Annotated in this window: 22 protein-coding genes and 1 tRNA gene; 12 read left to right on the forward strand and 11 right to left on the reverse strand. The window is 61.3% G+C overall.

The window, feature by feature from the left end; all coding sequences use genetic code 11:
- Positions 1 to 51 precede the first annotated feature (51 nt).
- From ACP26O_RS19530 to ACP26O_RS19560, 7 genes are all read right to left on the reverse strand, one after another.
- On the reverse strand, positions 52 to 888 hold the full coding sequence (locus ACP26O_RS19530) for an HNH endonuclease (protein ID WP_175663402.1): 837 nt from the start codon (positions 886 to 888) through the stop codon (positions 52 to 54).
- Positions 885 to 2336, reverse strand: a complete 1452-nt coding sequence (locus ACP26O_RS19535; protein WP_175663401.1) for an AAA family ATPase — start codon at positions 2334 to 2336, stop codon at positions 885 to 887. The genes ACP26O_RS19530 and ACP26O_RS19535 overlap by 4 nt, the downstream gene beginning before the upstream one ends.
- 309 nt (positions 2337 to 2645) lie before the next feature.
- Complete coding sequence (locus ACP26O_RS19540; RefSeq protein WP_175663400.1) at positions 2646 to 4496, reverse strand: DUF3732 domain-containing protein; 1851 nt, start codon at positions 4494 to 4496, stop codon at positions 2646 to 2648.
- Positions 4493 to 4939 carry a three component ABC system middle component gene (locus tag ACP26O_RS19545; protein WP_175663399.1) on the reverse strand — a complete coding sequence of 149 codons (447 nt, stop codon included), beginning with the start codon at positions 4937 to 4939 and terminating at the stop codon, positions 4493 to 4495. Before ACP26O_RS19545 ends, ACP26O_RS19540 begins: the two co-directional genes overlap by 4 nt.
- Entirely contained in the window at positions 4932 to 6146 is a 1215-nt protein-coding gene (locus ACP26O_RS19550) for an ABC-three component system protein (protein ID WP_175723924.1), read from the reverse strand. Before ACP26O_RS19550 ends, ACP26O_RS19545 begins: the two co-directional genes overlap by 8 nt.
- Positions 6147 to 6689: 543 nt before the next feature.
- Positions 6690 to 7394, reverse strand: a complete 705-nt coding sequence (locus ACP26O_RS19555; protein ID WP_175663397.1) for a hypothetical protein — start codon at positions 7392 to 7394, stop codon at positions 6690 to 6692.
- A gap of 188 nt (positions 7395 to 7582) precedes the next feature.
- Positions 7583 to 7843 (reverse strand): hypothetical protein, encoded by a 261-nt coding sequence (locus ACP26O_RS19560; protein ID WP_175663313.1) that lies wholly within the window; start codon positions 7841 to 7843, stop codon positions 7583 to 7585.
- A 62-nt stretch (positions 7844 to 7905) separates the two neighbouring features.
- Here ACP26O_RS19560 and gmtX point away from each other — a divergent pair, with 62 nt between their 5' ends.
- Entirely contained in the window at positions 7906 to 8385 is a 480-nt protein-coding gene (gmtX, locus tag ACP26O_RS19565) for a gamma-mobile-trio protein GmtX (protein WP_244098945.1), read from the forward strand.
- Between the two features lie 191 nt (positions 8386 to 8576).
- Here the strand turns inward: gmtX and ACP26O_RS19570 are convergent, their stop codons facing one another.
- Positions 8577 to 9428, reverse strand: a complete 852-nt coding sequence (locus tag ACP26O_RS19570) for a LysR substrate-binding domain-containing protein (protein ID WP_175663805.1) — start codon at positions 9426 to 9428, stop codon at positions 8577 to 8579.
- Between the two features lie 202 nt (positions 9429 to 9630).
- On the opposite strand from ACP26O_RS19570, the gene ACP26O_RS19575 reads away from it, so the two are divergent.
- Genes ACP26O_RS19575 through ACP26O_RS19585 form a run of 3 tightly spaced genes read left to right on the forward strand, consistent with a single transcriptional unit; the run spans position 9631 to position 11368 of the window.
- Positions 9631 to 10161: a sugar ABC transporter gene (locus ACP26O_RS19575; RefSeq protein ID WP_175663804.1), complete on the forward strand. Its 531-nt coding sequence runs from the start codon at positions 9631 to 9633 to the stop codon at positions 10159 to 10161.
- Between the two features lie 13 nt (positions 10162 to 10174).
- Positions 10175 to 10501, forward strand: coding sequence for a hypothetical protein (locus ACP26O_RS19580; protein ID WP_175663396.1), 327 nt, complete (start codon positions 10175 to 10177; stop codon positions 10499 to 10501).
- A gap of 3 nt (positions 10502 to 10504) precedes the next feature.
- Positions 10505 to 11368 (forward strand): MBL fold metallo-hydrolase, encoded by an 864-nt coding sequence (locus tag ACP26O_RS19585; protein ID WP_175663395.1) that lies wholly within the window; start codon positions 10505 to 10507, stop codon positions 11366 to 11368.
- Positions 11369 to 11513: 145 nt separating this feature from the next.
- Here ACP26O_RS19585 and ACP26O_RS19590 read toward each other — a convergent pair whose 3' ends face one another.
- A complete protein-coding gene (locus ACP26O_RS19590; RefSeq protein ID WP_011659381.1) occupies positions 11514 to 11801 on the reverse strand; it encodes a DUF1488 domain-containing protein in 288 nt (95 codons plus the stop codon).
- A gap of 245 nt (positions 11802 to 12046) precedes the next feature.
- Positions 12047 to 12238, reverse strand: coding sequence for a DUF2964 family protein (locus ACP26O_RS19595; protein ID WP_041491684.1), 192 nt, complete (start codon positions 12236 to 12238; stop codon positions 12047 to 12049).
- A gap of 477 nt (positions 12239 to 12715) precedes the next feature.
- On the opposite strand from ACP26O_RS19595, the gene ACP26O_RS19600 reads away from it, so the two are divergent.
- The 7 genes from ACP26O_RS19600 to ACP26O_RS19630 all read left to right on the forward strand — a co-directional run bounded on the left by ACP26O_RS19600 (position 12716) and on the right by ACP26O_RS19630 (position 17321).
- On the forward strand, positions 12716 to 14602 hold the full coding sequence (locus ACP26O_RS19600) for a sigma-54-dependent Fis family transcriptional regulator (protein ID WP_175663394.1): 1887 nt from the start codon (positions 12716 to 12718) through the stop codon (positions 14600 to 14602).
- 87 nt (positions 14603 to 14689) lie between these two features.
- The gene (locus ACP26O_RS19605) at positions 14690 to 14992 is read left to right on the forward strand and encodes a 2Fe-2S iron-sulfur cluster-binding protein (RefSeq protein WP_011659384.1); all 303 of its coding nucleotides are present in this window, start codon (positions 14690 to 14692) and stop codon (positions 14990 to 14992) included.
- Between the two features lie 56 nt (positions 14993 to 15048).
- On the forward strand, positions 15049 to 15543 hold the full coding sequence (locus tag ACP26O_RS19610) for an SRPBCC family protein (RefSeq protein WP_175663393.1): 495 nt from the start codon (positions 15049 to 15051) through the stop codon (positions 15541 to 15543).
- 101 nt (positions 15544 to 15644) lie between these two features.
- On the forward strand, positions 15645 to 16022 hold the full coding sequence (locus ACP26O_RS19615; RefSeq protein WP_011659386.1) for a DUF2946 domain-containing protein: 378 nt from the start codon (positions 15645 to 15647) through the stop codon (positions 16020 to 16022).
- Between the two features lie 224 nt (positions 16023 to 16246).
- A complete protein-coding gene (copC, locus tag ACP26O_RS19620; RefSeq protein ID WP_175663392.1) occupies positions 16247 to 16612 on the forward strand; it encodes a copper homeostasis periplasmic binding protein CopC in 366 nt (121 codons plus the stop codon).
- 52 nt (positions 16613 to 16664) lie between these two features.
- Entirely contained in the window at positions 16665 to 17111 is a 447-nt protein-coding gene (locus tag ACP26O_RS19625) for a copper chaperone PCu(A)C (RefSeq protein ID WP_175663391.1), read from the forward strand.
- A gap of 33 nt (positions 17112 to 17144) precedes the next feature.
- Positions 17145 to 17321: a hypothetical protein gene (locus ACP26O_RS19630; protein WP_175663390.1), complete on the forward strand. Its 177-nt coding sequence runs from the start codon at positions 17145 to 17147 to the stop codon at positions 17319 to 17321.
- 205 nt (positions 17322 to 17526) lie between these two features.
- Here ACP26O_RS19630 and ACP26O_RS19635 read toward each other — a convergent pair whose 3' ends face one another.
- Positions 17527 to 18852 carry a leucine-rich repeat-containing protein kinase family protein gene (locus ACP26O_RS19635; RefSeq protein ID WP_175663389.1) on the reverse strand — a complete coding sequence of 442 codons (1326 nt, stop codon included), beginning with the start codon at positions 18850 to 18852 and terminating at the stop codon, positions 17527 to 17529.
- Positions 18853 to 18994: 142 nt separating this feature from the next.
- Between ACP26O_RS19635 and ACP26O_RS19640 the strand changes: the two genes are divergently transcribed.
- Positions 18995 to 19079: transfer RNA gene (locus tag ACP26O_RS19640), tRNA-Leu, on the forward strand.
- Positions 19080 to 19132: the final 53 nt, after the last annotated feature.

A 19132-nucleotide genomic window follows, 5' to 3' on the forward strand; every position in this document is an offset into this window, starting at 1 on the left:
GGAATCGAGACGGCTTCGCTGCTTCTGCTAGATTGCGAACACACTGGCGCGTCACTCCTCTATCAGCTCAAAGCCACCATTGCAGAAGTCATCGCTTTCCGCTAGGCATCGGTAAAGAACCGCCATCCACCCATTTAAGTTTCCCTCAGACCTAGTTCCGGCTACTTGCCGCAACTCCTCGCGCAGAGCTTCCGGTCCAGAAGCGAAGTTGTTTCGAAAAGTTCGTTTGCTTTCTGCGAGTTCCGACGCAGCGTAGCTGACATAAAGCTCGTTAAGTTCAAGGAGGTCGAAGTGATTACGAGCGCGTTGCACATCGACTGCGGACATTGCCGGTGCGGTGAGAACCCGATACGAGACCGTTAGGCTCTCGCCAAATTCAAGCGATGCCCCGAGGACACAATATTCGCTCCAATCGTCAAAGTACGGGTGGAAAGTCTCTTCGGCACGGCTTTCGGCGACGTGAGCGAGTTTCGATTTGTTGCAATCCGCGCAGGCGGGAACCAGATTTGCGGGAAACACAGCAAGTTCAGGAAATCTTGTTTGTGGCAAATAGTGGTCTAGGGTCTTCACAACACGGAGACCACAGAGGGGACAACGCTTGAATTTTGCACTGGCCTTGATTCGGTCGTAAATCGGTCGCCCGTATCCACCCACCAGCACGCGGTCGTACACGCCTGAGAGTTGGCCGCTGGTCACCCCGACCGGCTCCTCTCTATCGAACGCTGAAAGGTCGCCCACTTCTGCAAGGCTTAAATATTCGCGAGCTCGGCGCTCTACACGTGGACCTTCAGCAACAAGTGCAGCACGCAACACCCGGTCTTGAGTGTGCTCAGCTAGCTCTTCAAATAATTCTCTCGGGTCGTCCCCCGGACATTCCATACCAATCATGCGTCGCGTCCCCGCAAAAGTGAACGCGCCACCGAACGTCCCTCGGCGCCAAGTTGGTCGTTAAAGGCTGCAAGGACCTGCTCAAAGTCGTGCGATTGCCCCACCACCTTTGAAATCAAGGCATGGTGAGAACTTTCCGTCATTTCAACCCGGAAGATTTCCCGTGTGAGTGTTCCCAAGTTCTCCGCGAACGTCTCCGTTTCTGGACGCTCGAGCTCCACCTCATCCCCAGTCCTGAAGAAAAGGGTCACGCACGCAGCTGGAATTTCCTGGACAACGACCGGTGAATGAGTCGCCAATAGTGCCACGCCATTACGGGCAGCGAGAAGATTCGAAAGCGCTCGCACAAACGCTGCCACAAGAGGAGGGTGGAGATGCGCCTCCGGCTCGTCAATTACCACCAACGTCCGTTCGGTGACCAGCTCGACAAGTTTGGTCATCGTAAGCAAGACGACTTTGTGCCCCGAACTCGCCCGGTCAAAAAGCTCTCCAGCTTCCTGCGCAAATCGATTCTGTTCTGAATCGGCTAACTTGACTAACCCGAGTGCTGCAAAAAGCGGGTCCGTCTCCAGCACCCGCATTGCGGCGCGCCAACGCGGTACACGCGCACTGCGCAAACACGCAAGCGTACTATCTATGAATTCTTTCTTGAGCTCAGACGTTCTTTTGAGGCTGCTTGCCTCGCCGTCCTTTCTTCGGTCCTTCTTCAGCCCGACATACGTGTACCTTATCCCAGTGCCGGTTCCCTTATTTGAGACAGGCGGGTCGAATTCGTCGAATGCGCTGAAAGCAACGGCAACAAGGTTGGCGAAGCTTGTGCGTTCAGTACTCCCACTCGGTTTGCGCATTTGCAACTCGCCGCCTCGCGCGGTGCTCCCATCGCGCAAGGTCTGCACAAGCGACCTAAGCAGTGTCGTTTTGCCAACACCATTCCGGCCAATGATGGCATGGATGTTTGTAGGGGGATTCGAATCCGGTTTGACATTGACTCGAAGGCGAACATCACTATTCGCTGAAAGTGCGTAGCTAAACCGGAATGCGGTCGGCGTGGCACGCTCTAGAAGGATATCGCTCATCTTTTCGATGTCGTCCGGCCAATGCCCGCGCATCAACGACTTTTGGAATGCTTGCTCGTGCTCCACACGTGCTCGGATATCAGCGTCCCATATTACGTCCCGCATCGCGCGCAGGATAGCTACGCGCTCATCCTCGCCGAGACTAATGAGATTTTCATAGTATTCGGCACTTCCCCCCAATGAAGCATAGTCTTGCGGAAGTTCAGGGAACGAATCCTCGACGCTCACCCACCCTTCTTCCATGCCATCGCTCATGACTTTCACCGACCCAATGTCGTGCCTTGTCCCTTCTGAGTCGAAGTAGACAAGCCGGAAGGTAGTCTTTAATGTGTAGTCGTCCCAGTTATCGCGCAGCAGATAGCATTCGTTCATGCCCGTTAGGGTCCGGGACCTACGAGGAACATCTTTGTACTGCACAACAGTAAAGAGCATAAACCTCTCCAACGAATGCCGCCAAAGGAATAGAGTTTATCCGGCCTCTCCTGCTCGAAACGCTTGCCACTGGAGGGTATTCTCCCCTGCGCCCGACACCATCGAGACTTTCAGGTAAAAGCGCGGGAACTACGCTTGGTGAGCCAGAAGAAAGATTAACGTCCCGGCCCGTTCGATGAGCGTCAGTTTCAGACCGCCTAGTACAGCCGCGACGATGGTGGAGTATCACCGCAGCCTTTTCATCCCTTGCTATGATTGCCACCCCTCTGGAATGAGCGCCTCACCATTACGGAACTCAGGAAGGATATGCACGTAGGCCATGTCCTTGAACGTTTCGCTCGGCACGTGCTCGAACACAATCATCTGGAACTCGGTCTTGTAGTCCCTATTCATCCGCGCAATGAAATTGTTGAGCAGACTGAAAGCAATCGATACTTTCTCTGTGTCGCTGTTCTTAAGCATCACATTGTCATCGGCCTTGTTGTCCGGATAGTAGGGCCGGCTGGGCTGGTCAATGATGAGGAAGCTCGGGATAAACATCGACTGGTGGCTGATGGCAACCTCATGCAACGCGAGGAAATGCAGCAGATGCAGGAACATGTGGTTCGAGCTGCTGCCCACGTTTTCAATCAGCTTCGAGCGAGGCTTGCGTAGTCGTAAGCGCTTTTCCTTGTAGGCAAAGTCGGTCTGATAGGACGCGTAGTTCGCGAGCGCGTCCCCAGTTTCTTTGAGAAGGTCCAGCGCAATCTCGTTAATCATAGAGACGACGGCTTCGCGAGTTTCTTCCACATCGCGCACCTCGATTGCGTCCATCTGCCTCTGCAGGTCGTCTTCGTCAGAGGTAGTAGTCTGCAGAACAGCCGGAGCACGCGCTCCCTCATACGCTCTGAATTGCCCCATCGCCTCGCCCACGAACATCCACTTCTCGCGTTGAGAAGCAAAGGACTTGGGTTCTTGCGGAAGTCCGGAGAGGTCCCGTTGCAGCGCATCGCGTTCACCCTCGAGCGATTTGACCATTGCGCCAATCTGGCCATCCACCGGCTGCTTACCAACGATAGATTTCTTGACCGCCGACAGGTCTGATTTCAGGCTGCTGATGAGGTCATCAAAAATCTCCGACTTGACTAGGCTCGGGGCCTGCTTCATCAACTGCTCGATTGGTCGCAGACTGTCTTCAGCGTTTTTGAAGGTATCTTTGTAGGACCGGTATTCAGACGAGAACTGCCTGAGTTTTCGAAGGCGACGCTCCACAACGAACAGCTTGGCACTGGTCTCGACATACCTATTCAGGGCCTGCCCGGTTTCCGGCGACGCGGCGTCGCTGATAGCACGCCGGACGTTGTCCATGGACAGGCTCGCGGGGTCGCTATCTATGAGACCATATTCGGCTGCCTTGACGGCAATATCGCGCACCTCTTCATCAAAGATCTCCCTCCCTTGGCCGAGGTGTGCCTCCTTGCGTTGGAGTCTTGCAATCTCCTTCCTCAGAGCTTCCTTTTTCTCGCGCGCAGCGATGTTAGAAAGGTCGTCTATACCGAGAGCCATGTCGAAAATGCGTGGCAGAGCTTCCTGGTATCGCTCCTCTGACTGCTTATCGAAGAACACCTTGCTGTTGGTGATGATGTCTTCGGAGATAGTGTTAAACAGGAAGAAATATCGGAACGACACCTTCGAACCAGTCTTCAGTGCGCGCCCGCCATAAGCGACCGTAACCTTATCGGTGATATGAAACTCCGCTTCGAGTATCGTCCGGATGTCGCCTTCTTTCGTATTCGACTCGGGCATGTCCGGCACCACCCCGGTGCTCGAAAAATAGTAGTCGCTCGAAACCTCATTGTCCCTAGGGCTTCTACGCGCAATCGTGTATGTCTTGTCGTTCACGTAGAACGTCAATCCATACCAGCCGACGTTCTCATTGATGATACTGTCCGGGAGCTTGTGGGAACTCGCCAGAAAGCAATAATCGATGATGTCGAGCAACGCGCTTTTGCCAGTGTGACTTTCGCCGGTAATCACATTCAGGCGGTTGCGCTCAAATCGAAGACTGCGGCGCTCACCTGTGCGTGACCAGAGCGTGATGGAATCGAAGCCGAAATTCAAAGCTGCACCCTAAAGTTTAAATACAGCTCCTCGACCGGACCAGTGAGAAGCGAAGCGATGTGCCCCGCCGCTTTGGCGATTTTTTGTGCCCGTTTGCCAAACGCGGGGTCTACCTCTAGTGACTTCAGCAACGTCAAACCGCCGTCGAAGCGAACAAAACCCACTTCGACGAGAAACTGTATTGCGTTTACTGTCATGGCGAGACTGTCGTCATACCGCGTCGCGAAATTAGCAAACAAGTCGGGGCGTTGCGCAACCAGTGCCGCGGCCTCTCGCCGTGCAACTCGCGAATCGCCAAGGTAGCGCACAGTCCCATCGTGCATGACCAGAGGCATCACGAGGAGTGCTTTGGGGAGCGTCACGCTCTTTGCGTGCTCAAGCACGCCCATCAACGCGATTGAGCATATCCCAACGTTGTTATATCCCGACCATCTACTACTCATCGGCACTCCAGTCTTTATGCCAACCTATCTGACCGGCGTCTGACAGGTAATAGAGCTCGCCGTTGCTAAGCGTTGTCGACAATTCGGTATCGCCAAGCTTGAACCGGTCCCGCCGCAGCGCAATCAGTAAGTTCATCGCAGCTTCAATAATCTCACGTGGAGTACTGCAGCCCCGAAATGCGACCCGAAACTCGTTTCGCCATCGCACGAATACCTCTTCGTGAAACGCCTCAATCTCCTCGCTGACAAGGTCACCCTCTTGGACCCATTGCTCGAGGTACCGCGAGATACGCAGCTTATAAGTGGTGTAATCGATAGCCAGCTCTTCATCCGATTCGGATATATCACCAATCTCCAATAGACGCTTGATAAATCTCTGCGCGAAGATATTACCCGGTAGCTCCGGAGTAAATTTCGGATAAACCAATTTCTTCGTACGCCCGTCATCGAAGATACGGCGATACCGCCTCATGAAATCGTCGAAACTTATTAGTATCGCCTCCCCGCGTTTGACTGCAATAAAATTATCGACTCGGATACCCGAATCCAACCGACTGAAGACCGTATCCACCTTATCTGGGTCGATAATTTTCTCAAGAAGGGAACGCTTCACGCGGCCAATAATGTCATCAAGCTCCAACTCGACGCAGATACGCTGAAAGAATCCCTCCAGAACATCGACCTCAAGTTTCAGCACACTTCCAATATATCCCTTGATATTCTGGTCAGTTGTTTTACTTCCGAGATACCTGACATGGTTAAGCAGCACATGAAAGTCAACCTCACCCAAATTTAATCTTTCGAGAATCCGAAGAAATTCGTTGGCCCTAGACTGAGATTTATTAGAAACCAGATGGAATTCCGTCTTCTCCACAAAGCGAAGTTGTGACGAGGGCTCTTTTCGCCCTTCCGCTTCATCACTTATAATCTGCGACCAGTTATAAATCGTCTTCCAAAGGTCAGAATCGAGTTCAGTCAATGCGACAGGGTCACCCTTTACATTACTGCGAACGGTATGTTTGAGCTGTACGAGTATATTGATGTCAGCATCGAGTGTCGTGTGAACATCATCCTTGACTTCCAGACCGACGGTTTGACCTGATTTCAGATTCAGGAGGCGGTCGAGGAAATAGTAATATTGGTATTCAAACCCAATACTCTTATCGTCCGCGCTGGTCTTCTCGCTGAAACTTTTTTTGTTTGCCACGTGCTACGCCCAGTTCTTTTGCTGACTACGCACACACTCGCCACCACATTAGAACACTCAACAACGCAGTAATGCGTGGCATCCCCGGAATCGAAAGCCCACGTATCCGACCAAAGCTTTCCGATGACGAATCATACTTCGTTCCTACGTCTTTTTGTTGGCTGCCTAGGTTGTGTCTGAGCAGCCTTGAAATAGAGCGCGTTTAGTGCAGGACCATCGAAGTCCGCGGACAATGCGCTCTGGGCCAGCATCTAGACGCCCGTCTACTCCAAAACGCGTGGCAAGCCGTCCTACATAGAGCGAATCCTTCCCCGGCCCCCTCCCCATTTGGCGTATCCAAGCCATGCCGACTCCCCGTGTGCACAACTCCGCTGCCCCCACCACAAAGGTATGTGCACCCGCCCCGCGGAGGGTGCCAAAGTCGCACACACTCGAAGACTGATGCGCCGGCTTGCCCAAAAAGCAAAATTCTTTGTCACCTCTCTGCTCCGGACAAGCGTGGTTAATGACAGAAAAGGCCGAACAAAGATGTAAAAAATGCTACTACTTGAATTTGACCTGAATCTTTCGGCTCATCAGCCGACCATGCGCACCTGCCACGAAGCGGTCATCTCGCAAAGCCTCGTACCGGCTGGCATAGATGGAAAGGTTGCCGTGTGATACGACATCGACCTCCTTCGGCTCCTCGACCTCTACACGAACGTCCGCATTCATGCTCGCTGCGGCCCGCGCCAGGGTACGCGCCAAGAGCGCGCTTGTGGACTTCGCTGCCAGAAGCGGCGAATTGAACGTCAACGTATGCGCATGGCATATCCGAGCGATGCGCACTAGCTCGTCGGCCTGCGCGCGAAGTACCGCGACGTCGCGAGGGTGCACGCTCGTATCGGGCAGATGCACGCGCAACTCGCGGCCATAGCAGGACGTCACAATCATCGACACCTTGCCGGGGTTCAGCCGGAAGTACATGCTCTGCAGCGGCAGGAAAGTCACCAGCAGCAGGGCTGTTGCAAGGTCGCTCCTGGGGTTCAGCCACGCAAATACACTAGTGGTCACCATGCAAGCAAGCGTGACGTAAAGGGCGTTCACGCGCGCGAAACTCACGAACGCCACGCGCTGCACAGGCGTGGAAATCCACCAGTCCAGCACGGGGCCCACCACTTTGTGTCCGAGCGAAAGGACATGTGACATCAGACGGCCGAAATTGAAGCCAACTGTCCCGAATCCATGCGAAAGAATGTTGCTGCGCATCTCCGTATTTCCTCACTAAGTCGAAATGGCGCACGGTATTGCACATAAAGAAACAGTTCCCGTGGGTCATCGGCCAACTATCGCCATTCAAAATAACGGCTGCGACGAGGAATTCTTTAGCCGGCTAAGATGGCACGAACTGGAGACAATAACGCCCAGCAGGTCAATCTCGCGGCCCCTGCGCTGGGCTAGCGGGAAGTCATTCGTTTGATGGACGCGGGCGTGAGCCTCAGCCAGTATTTCGGCATCGACCTGGCCGCGCTATTGCCCAGGATGCATGCCGGCACCGCGTTTCCCGCCATGCGTCGGACACTCTCGAGAGCTTTGGCATGAATGGTGCGACGAACCTCCACCCGGACGCCGTACTGGAGTTGCTGCTCACCAAGGGCGGCCGCTCGAACCGGCGCGTGAATCTGACGAAAATGCACGAACTCTGCCGCCAGCAGCATGAGGCGGCTCGCGCAATTTCTCTCTGCCAGCCATCGGCCGCCTAGCAGAATCCGAAGGCATTATGAAGGGCCGCGCACTCTACAATGCTCAATTGGCCGACTACAAGGCACTGATTGAAGCCCGGGCCGCCTACGCTGGACCATCTGCGCCAACGCCGCTAAAGACGCTGGCGAACCACGAATACCTGATGCGCATCGCGGACCCCGCTATCCGCTCCATCATGCGGGCCATCACCGCGAAACGCGACAAGCTCAAGGCGCAGCTCAACGTGTTGAAGGCTAACGCTCAAGTGACCGTGGACCGACGCCCACTCGACGCGACCGTCGCAGTTGCACCGGGCTCGCAACCCGTGGCCGTACGCTCCCTGGCCGAGCAGCTCACACCTTCCGAGCGCGAAGCATTGCAGAAGGCAGTCTCAGCCGACTACCTTGAAGAACGCGGCCTGTGGGAAGGTAGCCACGGCGAAATCGTGAATACGCGCGGCCGAACGGTGTTTGAGGTGGGGTTCGCGCGCGCGATTCGCAAAGTGCTCGGCGACTGACCGACGCAACGATAAAGCGCCGACGTTGCCGTCGGCGCTTGTAGGTAACGATGTATTGGGATGTATTCATACATCGTAAACGTGGAATGCACAGAGGCCTTGTAAAATAAGGCTTTGGCGTTGCTCATTCACGAACTATGTGCTGTTAAGGTATAAGTTCTTCGGGTGGCGTTTTTGTTGGGCTACGCGCATCACGCGTCCGCCTGCCGCAGTACCCAGTGCGCAAAGGTCTGCAGCGGACCGTCGCCCAGTTCCAGCGCGTCGGGCAACACGAGACAGAAGCGCTTCACCACGCCCCGACCGTCGGGCCAGGGCGCCGCGAGCGATCCTTGCGCGATCTCGGCGTCGACATAGAGCCGTGGCACCAGCGCGACGCCGAGCCCGGCCAGCGCCGCCGCGATCAGCATCGAGTACAGATCGTAGCGCGCGCCGGCGGCCGGATTGTTCACCGGCAACCCCGTCTCCTGCACGTACGCCGACCATGCATCCGGCGTCTGGCGCTTGTGCAGGCGCGGCAGCGTGCCCAGCAACGCATCCGGATCCCCGCCCGCGAGCAGCGACGGATGGCAGACCGGCACCAGCACCTCCTCGCACAGCCGGTACGTATGCATGCCGGCCCATGCCGGATGCTCGAAATGAATCGCCGCATCGAATCCGCTGCCGGCCAGCACGAACGGCTCGGCGCGATCGGCGAAATGCACGGTGATGTTCGGATGCCGCGTCTGGAAATCCTTGAGCCGTGGAATCAGCCAGCGCGTCGCAAACGTCGGCGTCACGGCGATATCCACGCTGCCGCCGTCGCCGGGCTGCCCCATCATGTACTGGCTGTCGCGCTCGAGCCGATCCAGCACTTCGCGAACCTGCGCCGCGTAGCGCGCGCCGTTCGGCGCAACCCGAACGCGGTTGCCGACCCGCTCGAACAGCGACACGCCCAGGAACATCTCCAGCCGGCCGATCTGCCGGCTGATCGCACCTTCGGTCAGCGCCAACTCGTCAGCGGCACGCGCGAAGCTCCCATGCCGCGCCGCGGCCTCGAATGCCATCAATGCCGAATTGCTCGGAATCCTGCGTCGCGTCACGATTGCTCCCGGTTCGACCCGCGTGGGTCATAGCTTGATCAAATGTCATTGAACGGTGATGAATGATCGTTTTTCGCCCGCTCATTGGCTAATTATCATGACAAAAACTCAACCAGTCGAGCGGCGACCTATCCCGAAGGCCCGCTTTGCTACCCGTGGAGGTGTGATGATCTATGCCGTTGAATGCAGCATCGCCGAGCCCGCCGTCGAAGCCGAGTGGAACGACTTCTACAGCCGCGTCAAACTGCCGGCGCTGATTTCCGTGCCCGGCTTTCGCACGTCGCAACGCTTTCGTGCCGTCGATGGCGCGGGGCCCATCTACCTTGCGCTGCACACGATCGACAGCGCCGACGTGCTGAACTCGGCCGAGTACCGCGACAACGGCGGCGGCAATTTCGCGCGCTGGCAGCCGCACATCGTCGAGTGGCGCCGCAATGTGTACGACAGCCCCGCACCCGCGCCGGCCGTCTCCGGCAATCAATGGCTGGCCGTTTGCGACAACGCTGCCCCGTTCGCACAAGCGGGAATCGCTGCCACGGCCCTGCGTGCGATCGCGCTGGACCGCCTGCCGGCCGCTCGCTGGCTGGCCGTGCTGGATCAGGATCATGCGCGGCTCGTGTCCGGCGCCGCGATCCGGCTTTATGCACCGATGGGCGATCGGCTCGTCAGCGCGCCAGCGTCGGCAACCGCACACTGACGGGAGTCCCGCCATGCCCAGCGTCACGATTTTCATCCCCGAGACGAACATGCCGGCGAACGCGGCGCTCGACGGACTGGCGTCGGCCTGCGAGACGCTCTGCACCGACGTGCTGAGCGCCGCGCCCGGCACGATTCACGTCGCCTATGTGCCGATCCGGCACGGCCGCGGACATCCGGTCAGCGCGGAGATTCGCTTTCGCATCGCATCGTTTCGCACCACTGAATTGATGGATCGGTTCATGGCCGAACTGGATCGCGAGATTCTCCGCCACACCGGATGCGTCGCACGCATCCGCTGCTTCGGCTACGACACCGCCCACCTTCACGCGCGACATTGACCCATGAGCACACTCATTCCCCGCCTGTCGTTTCCGCGTCGTCAGGTCGGCGATTTCTCGGTCACCGCGATCAGCGACGGCACGCTGACGGCCGGCCTCGACCTGCTGTCGAACATCGACGTGGACGATGCGACCGGCATCATGCATCGCGCCGGCATCCTCGCGCCGTCGGACGTCAACATCAACTGCTACGTGATACGCGGGAACGGCCGCACCGTGCTCGTCGACACCGGTGCCGGCGGCATCCGGAACTGGGGCGGCCGTTTGCGTGCGTCGCTGGCGCACGCCGGTATCGATGCACGCGACATCGACACGATCCTGCTCACGCACGCGCATCCCGATCACATCGGCGGGCTGCTCGACGCGGACGGACAGCCGGCCTTTGCGCAAGCGGCGGTACTCATTCATGGACGGGAACGCGCGTTCTGGCTGGACGACGACGCGTACGAGCGGGCAAGTGAACGCGCGCGTTTCAATTTCCAGATCGCACGACGGACGTTCGACGCTTACCGCGCGCAACTCCGGATGATCGACGCAGGCGACGTACTGCCCGGCATCGTCGCGGTACCGTTACCGGGGCACACGCCGGGCCACACCGGCTATCGCGTTGAATCGCGCGGCCAGCGCCTGCTGATCTGGGGTGATCTCGTGCATTTCGCGCCGATCCAGGTCGCCCGGCCCGACGTGTCGATCACGTTCGACCAGGATCCGTCTCAGGCTTCCGCGACGCGCGCGGCCACGCTCGCCGAAGTCGCTTCGGACAACGTGTTGATCGCGGGCATGCACCTCGCCGACACGGGCTTCGCACGTATTGCGCGCACGAATGGTGCAACCGACGGCGCGTATGCGCTCATCGGGGCCGATTGACGGAAACGGAACGCACGCACGCTATCGCGCCGCACGATGTTGGCATCGTGCCATCCGCCCCAAGCGGGACTGAGGACCAGCATGCGCCGATACGACACGGGCGCCGGTATCCGGCGCCCGCTCCGTCGCTGCCCGGTCGTCCGGTTCAGCGCCAGTTCGCCTCGTAGAAGCGCACGTAGCCGCTGCGCAGCGTCAGGCATTGCGCGCGCGTTTCGGACAGCAGCCGCCGCGCGGCCGCCTCGATACGCTCGCGATGCTGATCGTACGCACCGACCATGTCCTCGAAGCGCGGCGACGCCGCACCGAAATGGTCCTCCAGCGCCTCGGCGGTGATCTGACATTGGACGCGCTCGCCATTGACCAACGCCGTGAATCCAAGCATCAGGTCGCGCCCCGAATATTCGGGCTTCTCATTCGTGAAATGAATTTGCATGGGAGCCGCCTATCGGCCGGTAGAAAGCAAATGACCGCGTCCGTCGTCCGCTACCGGCCGGACGAAAAATGTACGCGGGCTCGCCGGCGGAGGCACGATCCACGGAGGGTATGGCGCGGACAATGCATGCCGGTTGCATTCCACTTTAGACGGTTTCGCGCAGGAGGCAACATTTACGACACGCGTCGTTTCGACGCGCATTTCCTCTGACCAGCGCAACATCCGACACCGTTTTCCGAATGGCGTCAGTGAGGGTCGGTGGGCCAGATGTTCAGCGAGATCGCGGCGGTCGTGGCGCCTACCGCAATGGCGGCGGCCCCGTATTGCACCGCGTCGGCCAAGTCGAACAGCAAACCGTGGATCGCCACGGCAATGCCGCCCAGCATGATGAAGGTGGCGATGGCCGCCAGCACGACTCTCAGTTCCGTCCGAACCATGATGCGTCTCCCGAACGGATGCATGTCACGTCGCATGCATGTTGCGATGCGGAACACGGCGCGTGCGTGCTCCGCTTTCATCATTGCAGGCGGGTGCTTAAAAGCAAGGGGTTTTTATACTCAGTCGCACAACGCGCGCCGCGCTTGTATGATGAGGCGATATCGATGGTGGCGGCCCGGGTGACGGATGGTGCGGTGCAAGGCGCAAGGTAGGTCGATTGCGATGCAGGGGCCCAGACAAGCGCGCTGAAGTGCCGGGCTGGGTCGACTGCGAAGCGCGAGGCCCAAGTGAGCGCTGAAGTGCCAAGCTGGGACGACCGCGAAGCATGGGACCAGAGCAAGTGCTGAGGCGCCAACTTGGGCCGACCGCGAAGCATGGAGCCCGAGCAAGCGCTGAAGCGCCAACTTTGGCCGACCGCGAAGCATGAGACCAGCGTAAGCGCTCAAGCGCTAACTCTGGCCGACAGGAGACAAGACATGCCTCAACCTTTCGTGCTGCCCGCCACCGCGGGCCGCAACGACCTGCTCGCGCAGGCGCATGCCCGTTCGACCGCGGTCGGCCTGCGCGCCAACGAGCGCCCCGATTTCTCGCCGCTGTCGCGCGTCGCGCTGCGCGAGCTGCTCGACACGAACCACGCGCTGTTCGCCCACGCGCGCCCCGTGATGGAGAACCTCCACGCGCAGATCGCCGACACGCAAAGCCTCGTGCTGCTCACCGATGCCGACGGCGTGATCCTGCACAGCATCGGCGACGCGGACTTCATCGAGAAAGCCAACCGCGTCGCGCTGTGCACCGGCGTGTCGTGGGCCGAAGGCGCACGCGGCACCAACGCGATCGGCACCGCGCTCGCGTCGGGCCAGGCGCTCGCCGTGCATGGGTCCGAACACTTCCTGCGCGCGAACCATATCCTCACCTGCTCGTGCGCGCCGATCATTGACCCGTTCGGTCGCACGCTCGGGACGCTCGACGTGAGCGGCGACCCGCGCGGCTTCAGCCCCCATACGCTCGCGCTCGTTCGGATGTCCGCGCAACTGATCGAGAACCACCTGTTCGCGAACCAGTGCGCGGAAGCGCTGCGGCTGCGCTTCCATGCACACGAGGATTGCGTCGACTCGCTGTTCGCCGGGCTCGTCGCGTTCGGCCCCGACGGCGGGCTGATCGCCGCGAATCGCAGCGCGCAATTCCAGCTTGGCGCCACGTTCGATGCGTTGCAGCATCACGGCTGCGACGCACTGTTCGGCATGCACTTTGGCGAACTCGCGCAGCAGGCGGCCCGCGCCGCCGGCGCACCGTTCCGACTGACGCTGTCGACCGGCGTGCGCGTGCTCGCGCGCTGCGAATTCGCGGAAGCGCACAAGACGGCCATCGCCGTCTCGCCGCCCGCCCCCGCCGTGCGCATGCGCGCGCCGGAACCCGACGCCATCACGTTCGCGACGCTCGACACCGGCGATGCGCGGATGGCCGCCGTGCTCGAACGCGTCGCGAAGATCCGCGGACGCGACCTGCCGCTGCTGATCCTCGGCCAGACCGGCACCGGCAAGGAATGGCTAGCGCGTGCGCTGCACCAGGCGTCGCCGCGCGCGGACGGACCGTTCGTCGCGGTCAACTGCGCGGCGCTGCCGGATTCGCTGATCGAGGCCGAACTGTTCGGCTACGAGGACGGCGCATTCACCGGCGCGCGCAAGCGCGGCAGCCCCGGCAAGATCGCGCAGGCCGACGGCGGCACGCTGTTTCTCGACGAAATCGGCGACATGCCGCTCGCACAGCAGGTCAGGCTGATGCGCGTGCTGCAGGAGCGCGCGGTGATGCCGCTCGGCGGCGCACGCGCGGTGCCGGTCGACGTGCGCGTGGTCTGCGCGACCCACCGCGACCTGCGCGCGATGATCGCGGAAGGCACGTTCCGCGAAGACCTGTTCTACCGGATCAACGGACTCGCGGTCACGCTGCCGGCGCTCGCCGCACGCACCGACCTGCCCGCGCTGGTCGAGCGGATCCTCGCGCGGCTCGCGCGCAGCGAACCGATGCCGGGCCGCGTCGCGGCCGACGTGCTCGACGCGTTCATGCGGCACCGCTGGCCCGGCAACCTGCGGCAAATGACCAACGTGCTGCGTACGGCCGGCATGCTCGCCGAGGACGAACCCGAAATCACGCTCGCGCACTTGCCCGACGATTTCTGGCTCGACTGCGACGACTCGCCCGCAGCGAAAGCACCGGCCGACACGCGCGCAGCGACGACGCTGCAGAGCCATCAGGCCGCGGTGATCGACGCGGTGCTCGCGCGGCATGGCGGCAACGTATCGGCCGCCGCGCGTGAGCTCGGGCTCGCGCGCAACACCGTGTACCGCTACCTGCGGCGACACTGACGTCGGGGCCGGCCGCTGACGGCTTCGGGTATGCTTGGCGCTTGCCTTGCCTTACCTTGTTGCCGCCCGCGCCGCCCGCTTCGACCCATGACCGATCCCGACCACCCGCCTCTCGTGCGCATCGAACCGCTCGGCGCGACGTTCGACGCTCCCGATTCGCTGACGCTGCTCGAGGCGGCCGCGTTCGCGCACGTCAGGCTGCCGCGTTCGTGCCGCAACGGCACGTGTCGAAGCTGCCTGTGCAGGATCGTCAGCGGAAGCGTACGCTACACGATCGAATGGCCGGGGCTCTCCCGCGAGGAAAAGGCCGACGGCTATACGCTGCCGTGCGTGGCCGTCGCGACCTCCGATGTCGTGCTCGACGTGCCCGATGCGGAGATGATCGACTGAATGCGGCGCGCGGCCGCGCGCCGTCCTGCAACGATGATGCCTGCCTGGAGAACGTGATGACCCAGCCAACCGATCGCATCGAGAAACAAACCCTGCTTGCCGCGCCGCTGGCGCGCGTCTGGGAAGCCGTCAGCAATGCCGGGGAATTCGGCACCTGGTTCGGCGTGACGTTCGACGGGCCGTTCGTGGCCGGCCAGTCGATGTTCGGCCGCATCACGCCCACGCTCGTCGACGACGACGTCGCCAAGGCACAGGAGCCGTATGCGGGCACTGTATTCGAAATCGTCGTCGATCGCATCGAGCCGAAGCAACTGTTCTCCTTTCGCTGGCATCCGTTCGCGATCGATCCGAACTTCGACTACGCGTCCGAGCCGATGACGCTCGTCAGCTTCACGCTCGCGGAAACCAATGGCGGCACGCTGCTGACGGTCACCGAAACGGGCTTCGATCAACTGATCGAAGCGCGCCGTGCGAAGGCGCGCGAGATGAACGACCAGGGCTGGGCCGCCCAGATGATGCTGATCACGAAATATCTGGCGAAGCACGGCTAGCACGGATAGCGTGCCACCACGCCGCATGCCCCGGCCGACATGCGCATCGACGTGCGTGGCATAATCCGCTCCATCGTCGCCCTTACGCCGCCGCGCACCGCATGCTGAGTCGTCGACTTCGGAAGATCGTCAGTCTGATCGGGATGCTCGCCATCCTGATGACCGCGCTCGCGCCGACGATCTCGCAGGCGCTGACCACACACGACCGCGTCGACGCGCTGCTCGCCGGTTACTGCACCGCCGGCCCGGCTGGCGGCGACCACGCCGGCGATGCGTCGTCGAAGCGACTGCAGGCCCATCTGCAGGCTTGCGGCTACTGCAACCTGCTGGCCCATACGCCCGCCTTGCCCGCGCCCGAACTCACGTTCGCGGCCCACGTTCACCTCCTCCAGCATCGCGCAGCCACCCGCTTCGAAAGCCTGCGCCGCGCGCTGCCGCTCACGGCCGCGCAACCGCGCGCCCCGCCGTTCGCGTCCTGATTCGTCGTCACTGCGCGTGATGCCGTAGCGCATCGCGCCGTCCGCACGCGCGCGGCGCGTGCATGCCGTGTCACGTTTCGAAGGACGCTGATGTTGGACCCTATTGCTCGCGGCGTCGTGCCGTGCATGCGCTCGCCCGCTTCTAGCGGTCACGCGTGCGCGAACACGCGGCCGCACGTCGAATGCATCGTTCTCCTTGTCATTTCCAACCGGATCATCCCATCATGAAAACCACTGCTTTCCTGCGCGGCGCACTCGTCGCACTCGGCTTCGTCATCGCACAGGCCGCGCATGCGCACGCGCACCCGAAAACCATGGAACCGGCCGCCGACGCCACGTTGTCGAGCGCGCCACCCGCGGTCACGATCGACTTCAGCGAAACGCTCGAGCCCGCATTCAGTTCCATCGCGGTTACCGACAGCCACGGCCAGTCGGTCGCCGACGGGAAATCCGCGGTCGATGCCGGCAACCGGAAGCGGATGCAGGTTGCGCTGACCCACCTCGCGGCCGGTACGTATACGGTCGCGTGGATCGCGGTGGCGAGCGACGGCCATCGCACGCAGGGCCGCTATACGTTCACGCTGAAGTAACGCATACGCGACCCGCGCGACACGCTTCCCTACCCGATCAGGAACACACTCGATGAAACGCTCGATTCCGACCAGCCTGCTGTTTGCACTGCTCGCGCTCCAAGCGCCCGCCACGTTCGCCGCGTCAACCGTACAGGCCGATGCGTGCTGGATCCGCACGATGCCGGCGACGGTGCCGTCGTCCGGTTACTTCACGCTGAAGAACGATGGCGACAAGCCCGTCACCCTCACGAGCATCGATACGCCCGCGTTCGGGATGGCGATGATCCACGAAACGCAGACGGCCGGCAGTACCGCGAAGATGGTTCACGTCGACGCGGTCGACGTGCCCGCGCACGGCACGGTGACATTCAAGCCGAAGAGCTATCACGTGATGCTGGAGGAACCGCGCCAGCCGGTCGCGCCCGGCGCGAAGGTGCCGTTCCGGCTGCATTTCGCCGACGGCTCGACGGTGTCCGTGACCTGCGACGCGAAGGCGCCTTCCTACGCCGGCCAGTAACGCCGCATACGCGACGATCGAGGAGAAACGCACATGAGGAAAGAACGCTTGCCGCTGGCTGACCTGATCGTCCGCTATCGCACGCCGCTGAATATCGCCGTATTGATCGTCTGCGGGTTATGGGCGGCGTGGATCGCATGGATCACGCGGCCGGCCGCGATCGATACGCCGTCGTCGATCGCTGCCTATTGCGTGCGCGGCGGGAGCTGATCGCCGGCACCGGCGTCGCGTTCACAGCGTCTATTCGTTCGGCGTGCGCCGGCTTTATCGCAGCTTCGGCGTCGGTCCGTGACCGCATGAGGCCGAGCGCGCCAGCGGATTGCTGTTCGTCGGGCTCGGGATCAAACTGCTGACCGCGCGGCAAGCGTGACGATTCGCACGGCGACGGCCTGCGCCGAAACAAAAGGCAACCCCGTCAGGCCTTCGACGCAGCCAATACGGCCAACACCTCACCGAACGAAGGCCGCGCATCGATATCCTCGCTCAGACACGCGGCCGCCAGCGCTTCGAGTGCGTGCGAACCTTCCCATGCACGCGGCTCGCAGCGCGCCAGCAGTTCGCCGAGCAGATAACCGAACGCCCTGACTTCCAGCCGTTCGAGCCGCGCCGCGCGCACGCGGTCGTTCACGTCGTAGACCGACGCCGCGCCGAAATCGCCGAGCAGCGCACCGCCCTTGCCGTCGTGCAGGATGTTGTGCGCGTACAGGTCGCCGTGCATGATGCCGCGCGCATGCAGATGCGCGGCGACCGACGCGATGCCGAGCGCGATCCGCGCTGCCGCGGCCGGCTCGAATCGTGCGTCGGCCGCATACACGTCGCGCGTACAGGACGCGAAGCTCGGCGGCCCGGCGAGGTTCGTCAGCGCCGGATCGACCAGTTCCATCACGAGCCCGTGCGTGCCGTCCGGATGACCGCGCACCTTGCCGATCACCGGAATCATGTTCGGGTGAAGGCCGGCGTGCAGGCAGGCGGCCATCTCGCAGTCGGGCAGGCCGTCGCTCGTCACCGCGCCCTTGAACAGCTTGACCGCGACCGCTCGCGGCGCGTGGCCGTCCGGGCGCCACTGCGCGCGGTAGATGACGCCCGATGCGCCTTCACCGAGCTTCTGGTCGCAGGTGAGTGACGTCCAGTCGATGTCCGCGACGCCAGGCTCGGCCGACGCGGCGGCCTCCGGCACGGCACCGAACGGGTTACCCGCTGACGCGAGCCATGCGAGGCGCGGCAGACGCAGCAGCCACTCCGGCAGCGCGTCGAGCCGGTTCGCCGACAACCGGATCAGTTCGAGCGAACGGCACGCGGCCATTTCGGCGGGCAATGCACGTAGCCGGTTGCCCGCGAGCATTAGCTTCTGCAAGCGCGAACAGTCGCCGATATCGGCCGGCAGTGCGTCGATTGCGTTATCGGTCAGGATCAGCCAGCGCAGCGCGCGCGGCAGCGAACCGCGCGGCACCGTGCGGATCCGGTTCGCCTTGAAGCCGATCATGTCGAGCTTCGCGCACGTGCCGAGGACTTCGGGGAATTCGGTGAAATCGTTGCCGGACGCGAACAGGATGCGCAGGCGATGCAGCCGCGACAGGTCGTCCGGCAGCGCGGACAGCGCATTGCCGGACAGGTCGAGCACTTCGAGCGTGTCCGCCAGATCGAAGATCTCGCGCGGAAATTCGGTCAGCCCGCACGCGAGCTTGAGTTGCCGGGCGCCCGCCAGCTGGCCGGTCTGCAGTTGTTCGAGGGTGTGGGTCACGGGAGAAAACGGGTGGCGGTAGTTGCGAGGATTATCGGCGTCGATCGGACGAATTCTACCGGGATCGCTTTCGCCCTCTCGCGATCGTGTCACACCCCCTTCACAAATGCGCAATGTGACGCTAGAATTGCGCCCCTGCAGTGCCGACGTGGTGAAATTGGTAGACACGCTATCTTGAGGGGGTAGTGGCGAAAGCTGTGCGAGTTCGAGTCTCGCCGTCGGCACCAAACATGGTTTCTCCATGTTTCGGGCATGTGCAAAAAACCGCGACAGCGCAACG

This window comes from Burkholderia sp. R-40 (genome assembly GCF_049942845.1).
In the GTDB taxonomy this organism is placed as follows: domain Bacteria; phylum Pseudomonadota; class Gammaproteobacteria; order Burkholderiales; family Burkholderiaceae; genus Burkholderia; species Burkholderia ambifaria.

Excerpts from the sequence above, each read along its gene's own strand:
- ACP26O_RS19530 (WP_175663402.1), bottom strand. The coding sequence starts at position 888 with ATGATTGGTATGGAATGTCCGGGGGACGACCCGAGAGAATTATTTGAA.
- ACP26O_RS19535 (WP_175663401.1), bottom strand. The coding sequence starts at position 2,336 with ATGAACGAATGCTATCTGCTGCGCGATAACTGGGACGACTACACATTA.
- ACP26O_RS19545 (WP_175663399.1), bottom strand. The coding sequence starts at position 4,939 with ATGAGTAGTAGATGGTCGGGATATAACAACGTTGGGATATGCTCAATC.
- ACP26O_RS19555 (WP_175663397.1), bottom strand. The coding sequence starts at position 7,394 with ATGCGCAGCAACATTCTTTCGCATGGATTCGGGACAGTTGGCTTCAAT.
- ACP26O_RS19560 (WP_175663313.1), bottom strand. The coding sequence starts at position 7,843 with ATGCTGCTGGCGGCAGAGTTCGTGCATTTTCGTCAGATTCACGCGCCG.
- gmtX (WP_244098945.1), top strand. The coding sequence starts at position 7,906 with ATGAAGGGCCGCGCACTCTACAATGCTCAATTGGCCGACTACAAGGCA.
- ACP26O_RS19570 (WP_175663805.1), bottom strand. The coding sequence starts at position 9,428 with ATGGCATTCGAGGCCGCGGCGCGGCATGGGAGCTTCGCGCGTGCCGCT.
- ACP26O_RS19575 (WP_175663804.1), top strand. The coding sequence starts at position 9,631 with ATGATCTATGCCGTTGAATGCAGCATCGCCGAGCCCGCCGTCGAAGCC.
- ACP26O_RS19580 (WP_175663396.1), top strand. The coding sequence starts at position 10,175 with ATGCCCAGCGTCACGATTTTCATCCCCGAGACGAACATGCCGGCGAAC.
- ACP26O_RS19585 (WP_175663395.1), top strand. The coding sequence starts at position 10,505 with ATGAGCACACTCATTCCCCGCCTGTCGTTTCCGCGTCGTCAGGTCGGC.
- ACP26O_RS19590 (WP_011659381.1), bottom strand. The coding sequence starts at position 11,801 with ATGCAAATTCATTTCACGAATGAGAAGCCCGAATATTCGGGGCGCGAC.
- ACP26O_RS19595 (WP_041491684.1), bottom strand. The coding sequence starts at position 12,238 with ATGGTTCGGACGGAACTGAGAGTCGTGCTGGCGGCCATCGCCACCTTC.
- ACP26O_RS19600 (WP_175663394.1), top strand. The coding sequence starts at position 12,716 with ATGCCTCAACCTTTCGTGCTGCCCGCCACCGCGGGCCGCAACGACCTG.
- ACP26O_RS19605 (WP_011659384.1), top strand. The coding sequence starts at position 14,690 with ATGACCGATCCCGACCACCCGCCTCTCGTGCGCATCGAACCGCTCGGC.
- ACP26O_RS19610 (WP_175663393.1), top strand. The coding sequence starts at position 15,049 with ATGACCCAGCCAACCGATCGCATCGAGAAACAAACCCTGCTTGCCGCG.
- ACP26O_RS19615 (WP_011659386.1), top strand. The coding sequence starts at position 15,645 with ATGCTGAGTCGTCGACTTCGGAAGATCGTCAGTCTGATCGGGATGCTC.
- copC (WP_175663392.1), top strand. The coding sequence starts at position 16,247 with ATGAAAACCACTGCTTTCCTGCGCGGCGCACTCGTCGCACTCGGCTTC.
- ACP26O_RS19625 (WP_175663391.1), top strand. The coding sequence starts at position 16,665 with ATGAAACGCTCGATTCCGACCAGCCTGCTGTTTGCACTGCTCGCGCTC.
- ACP26O_RS19630 (WP_175663390.1), top strand. The coding sequence starts at position 17,145 with ATGAGGAAAGAACGCTTGCCGCTGGCTGACCTGATCGTCCGCTATCGC.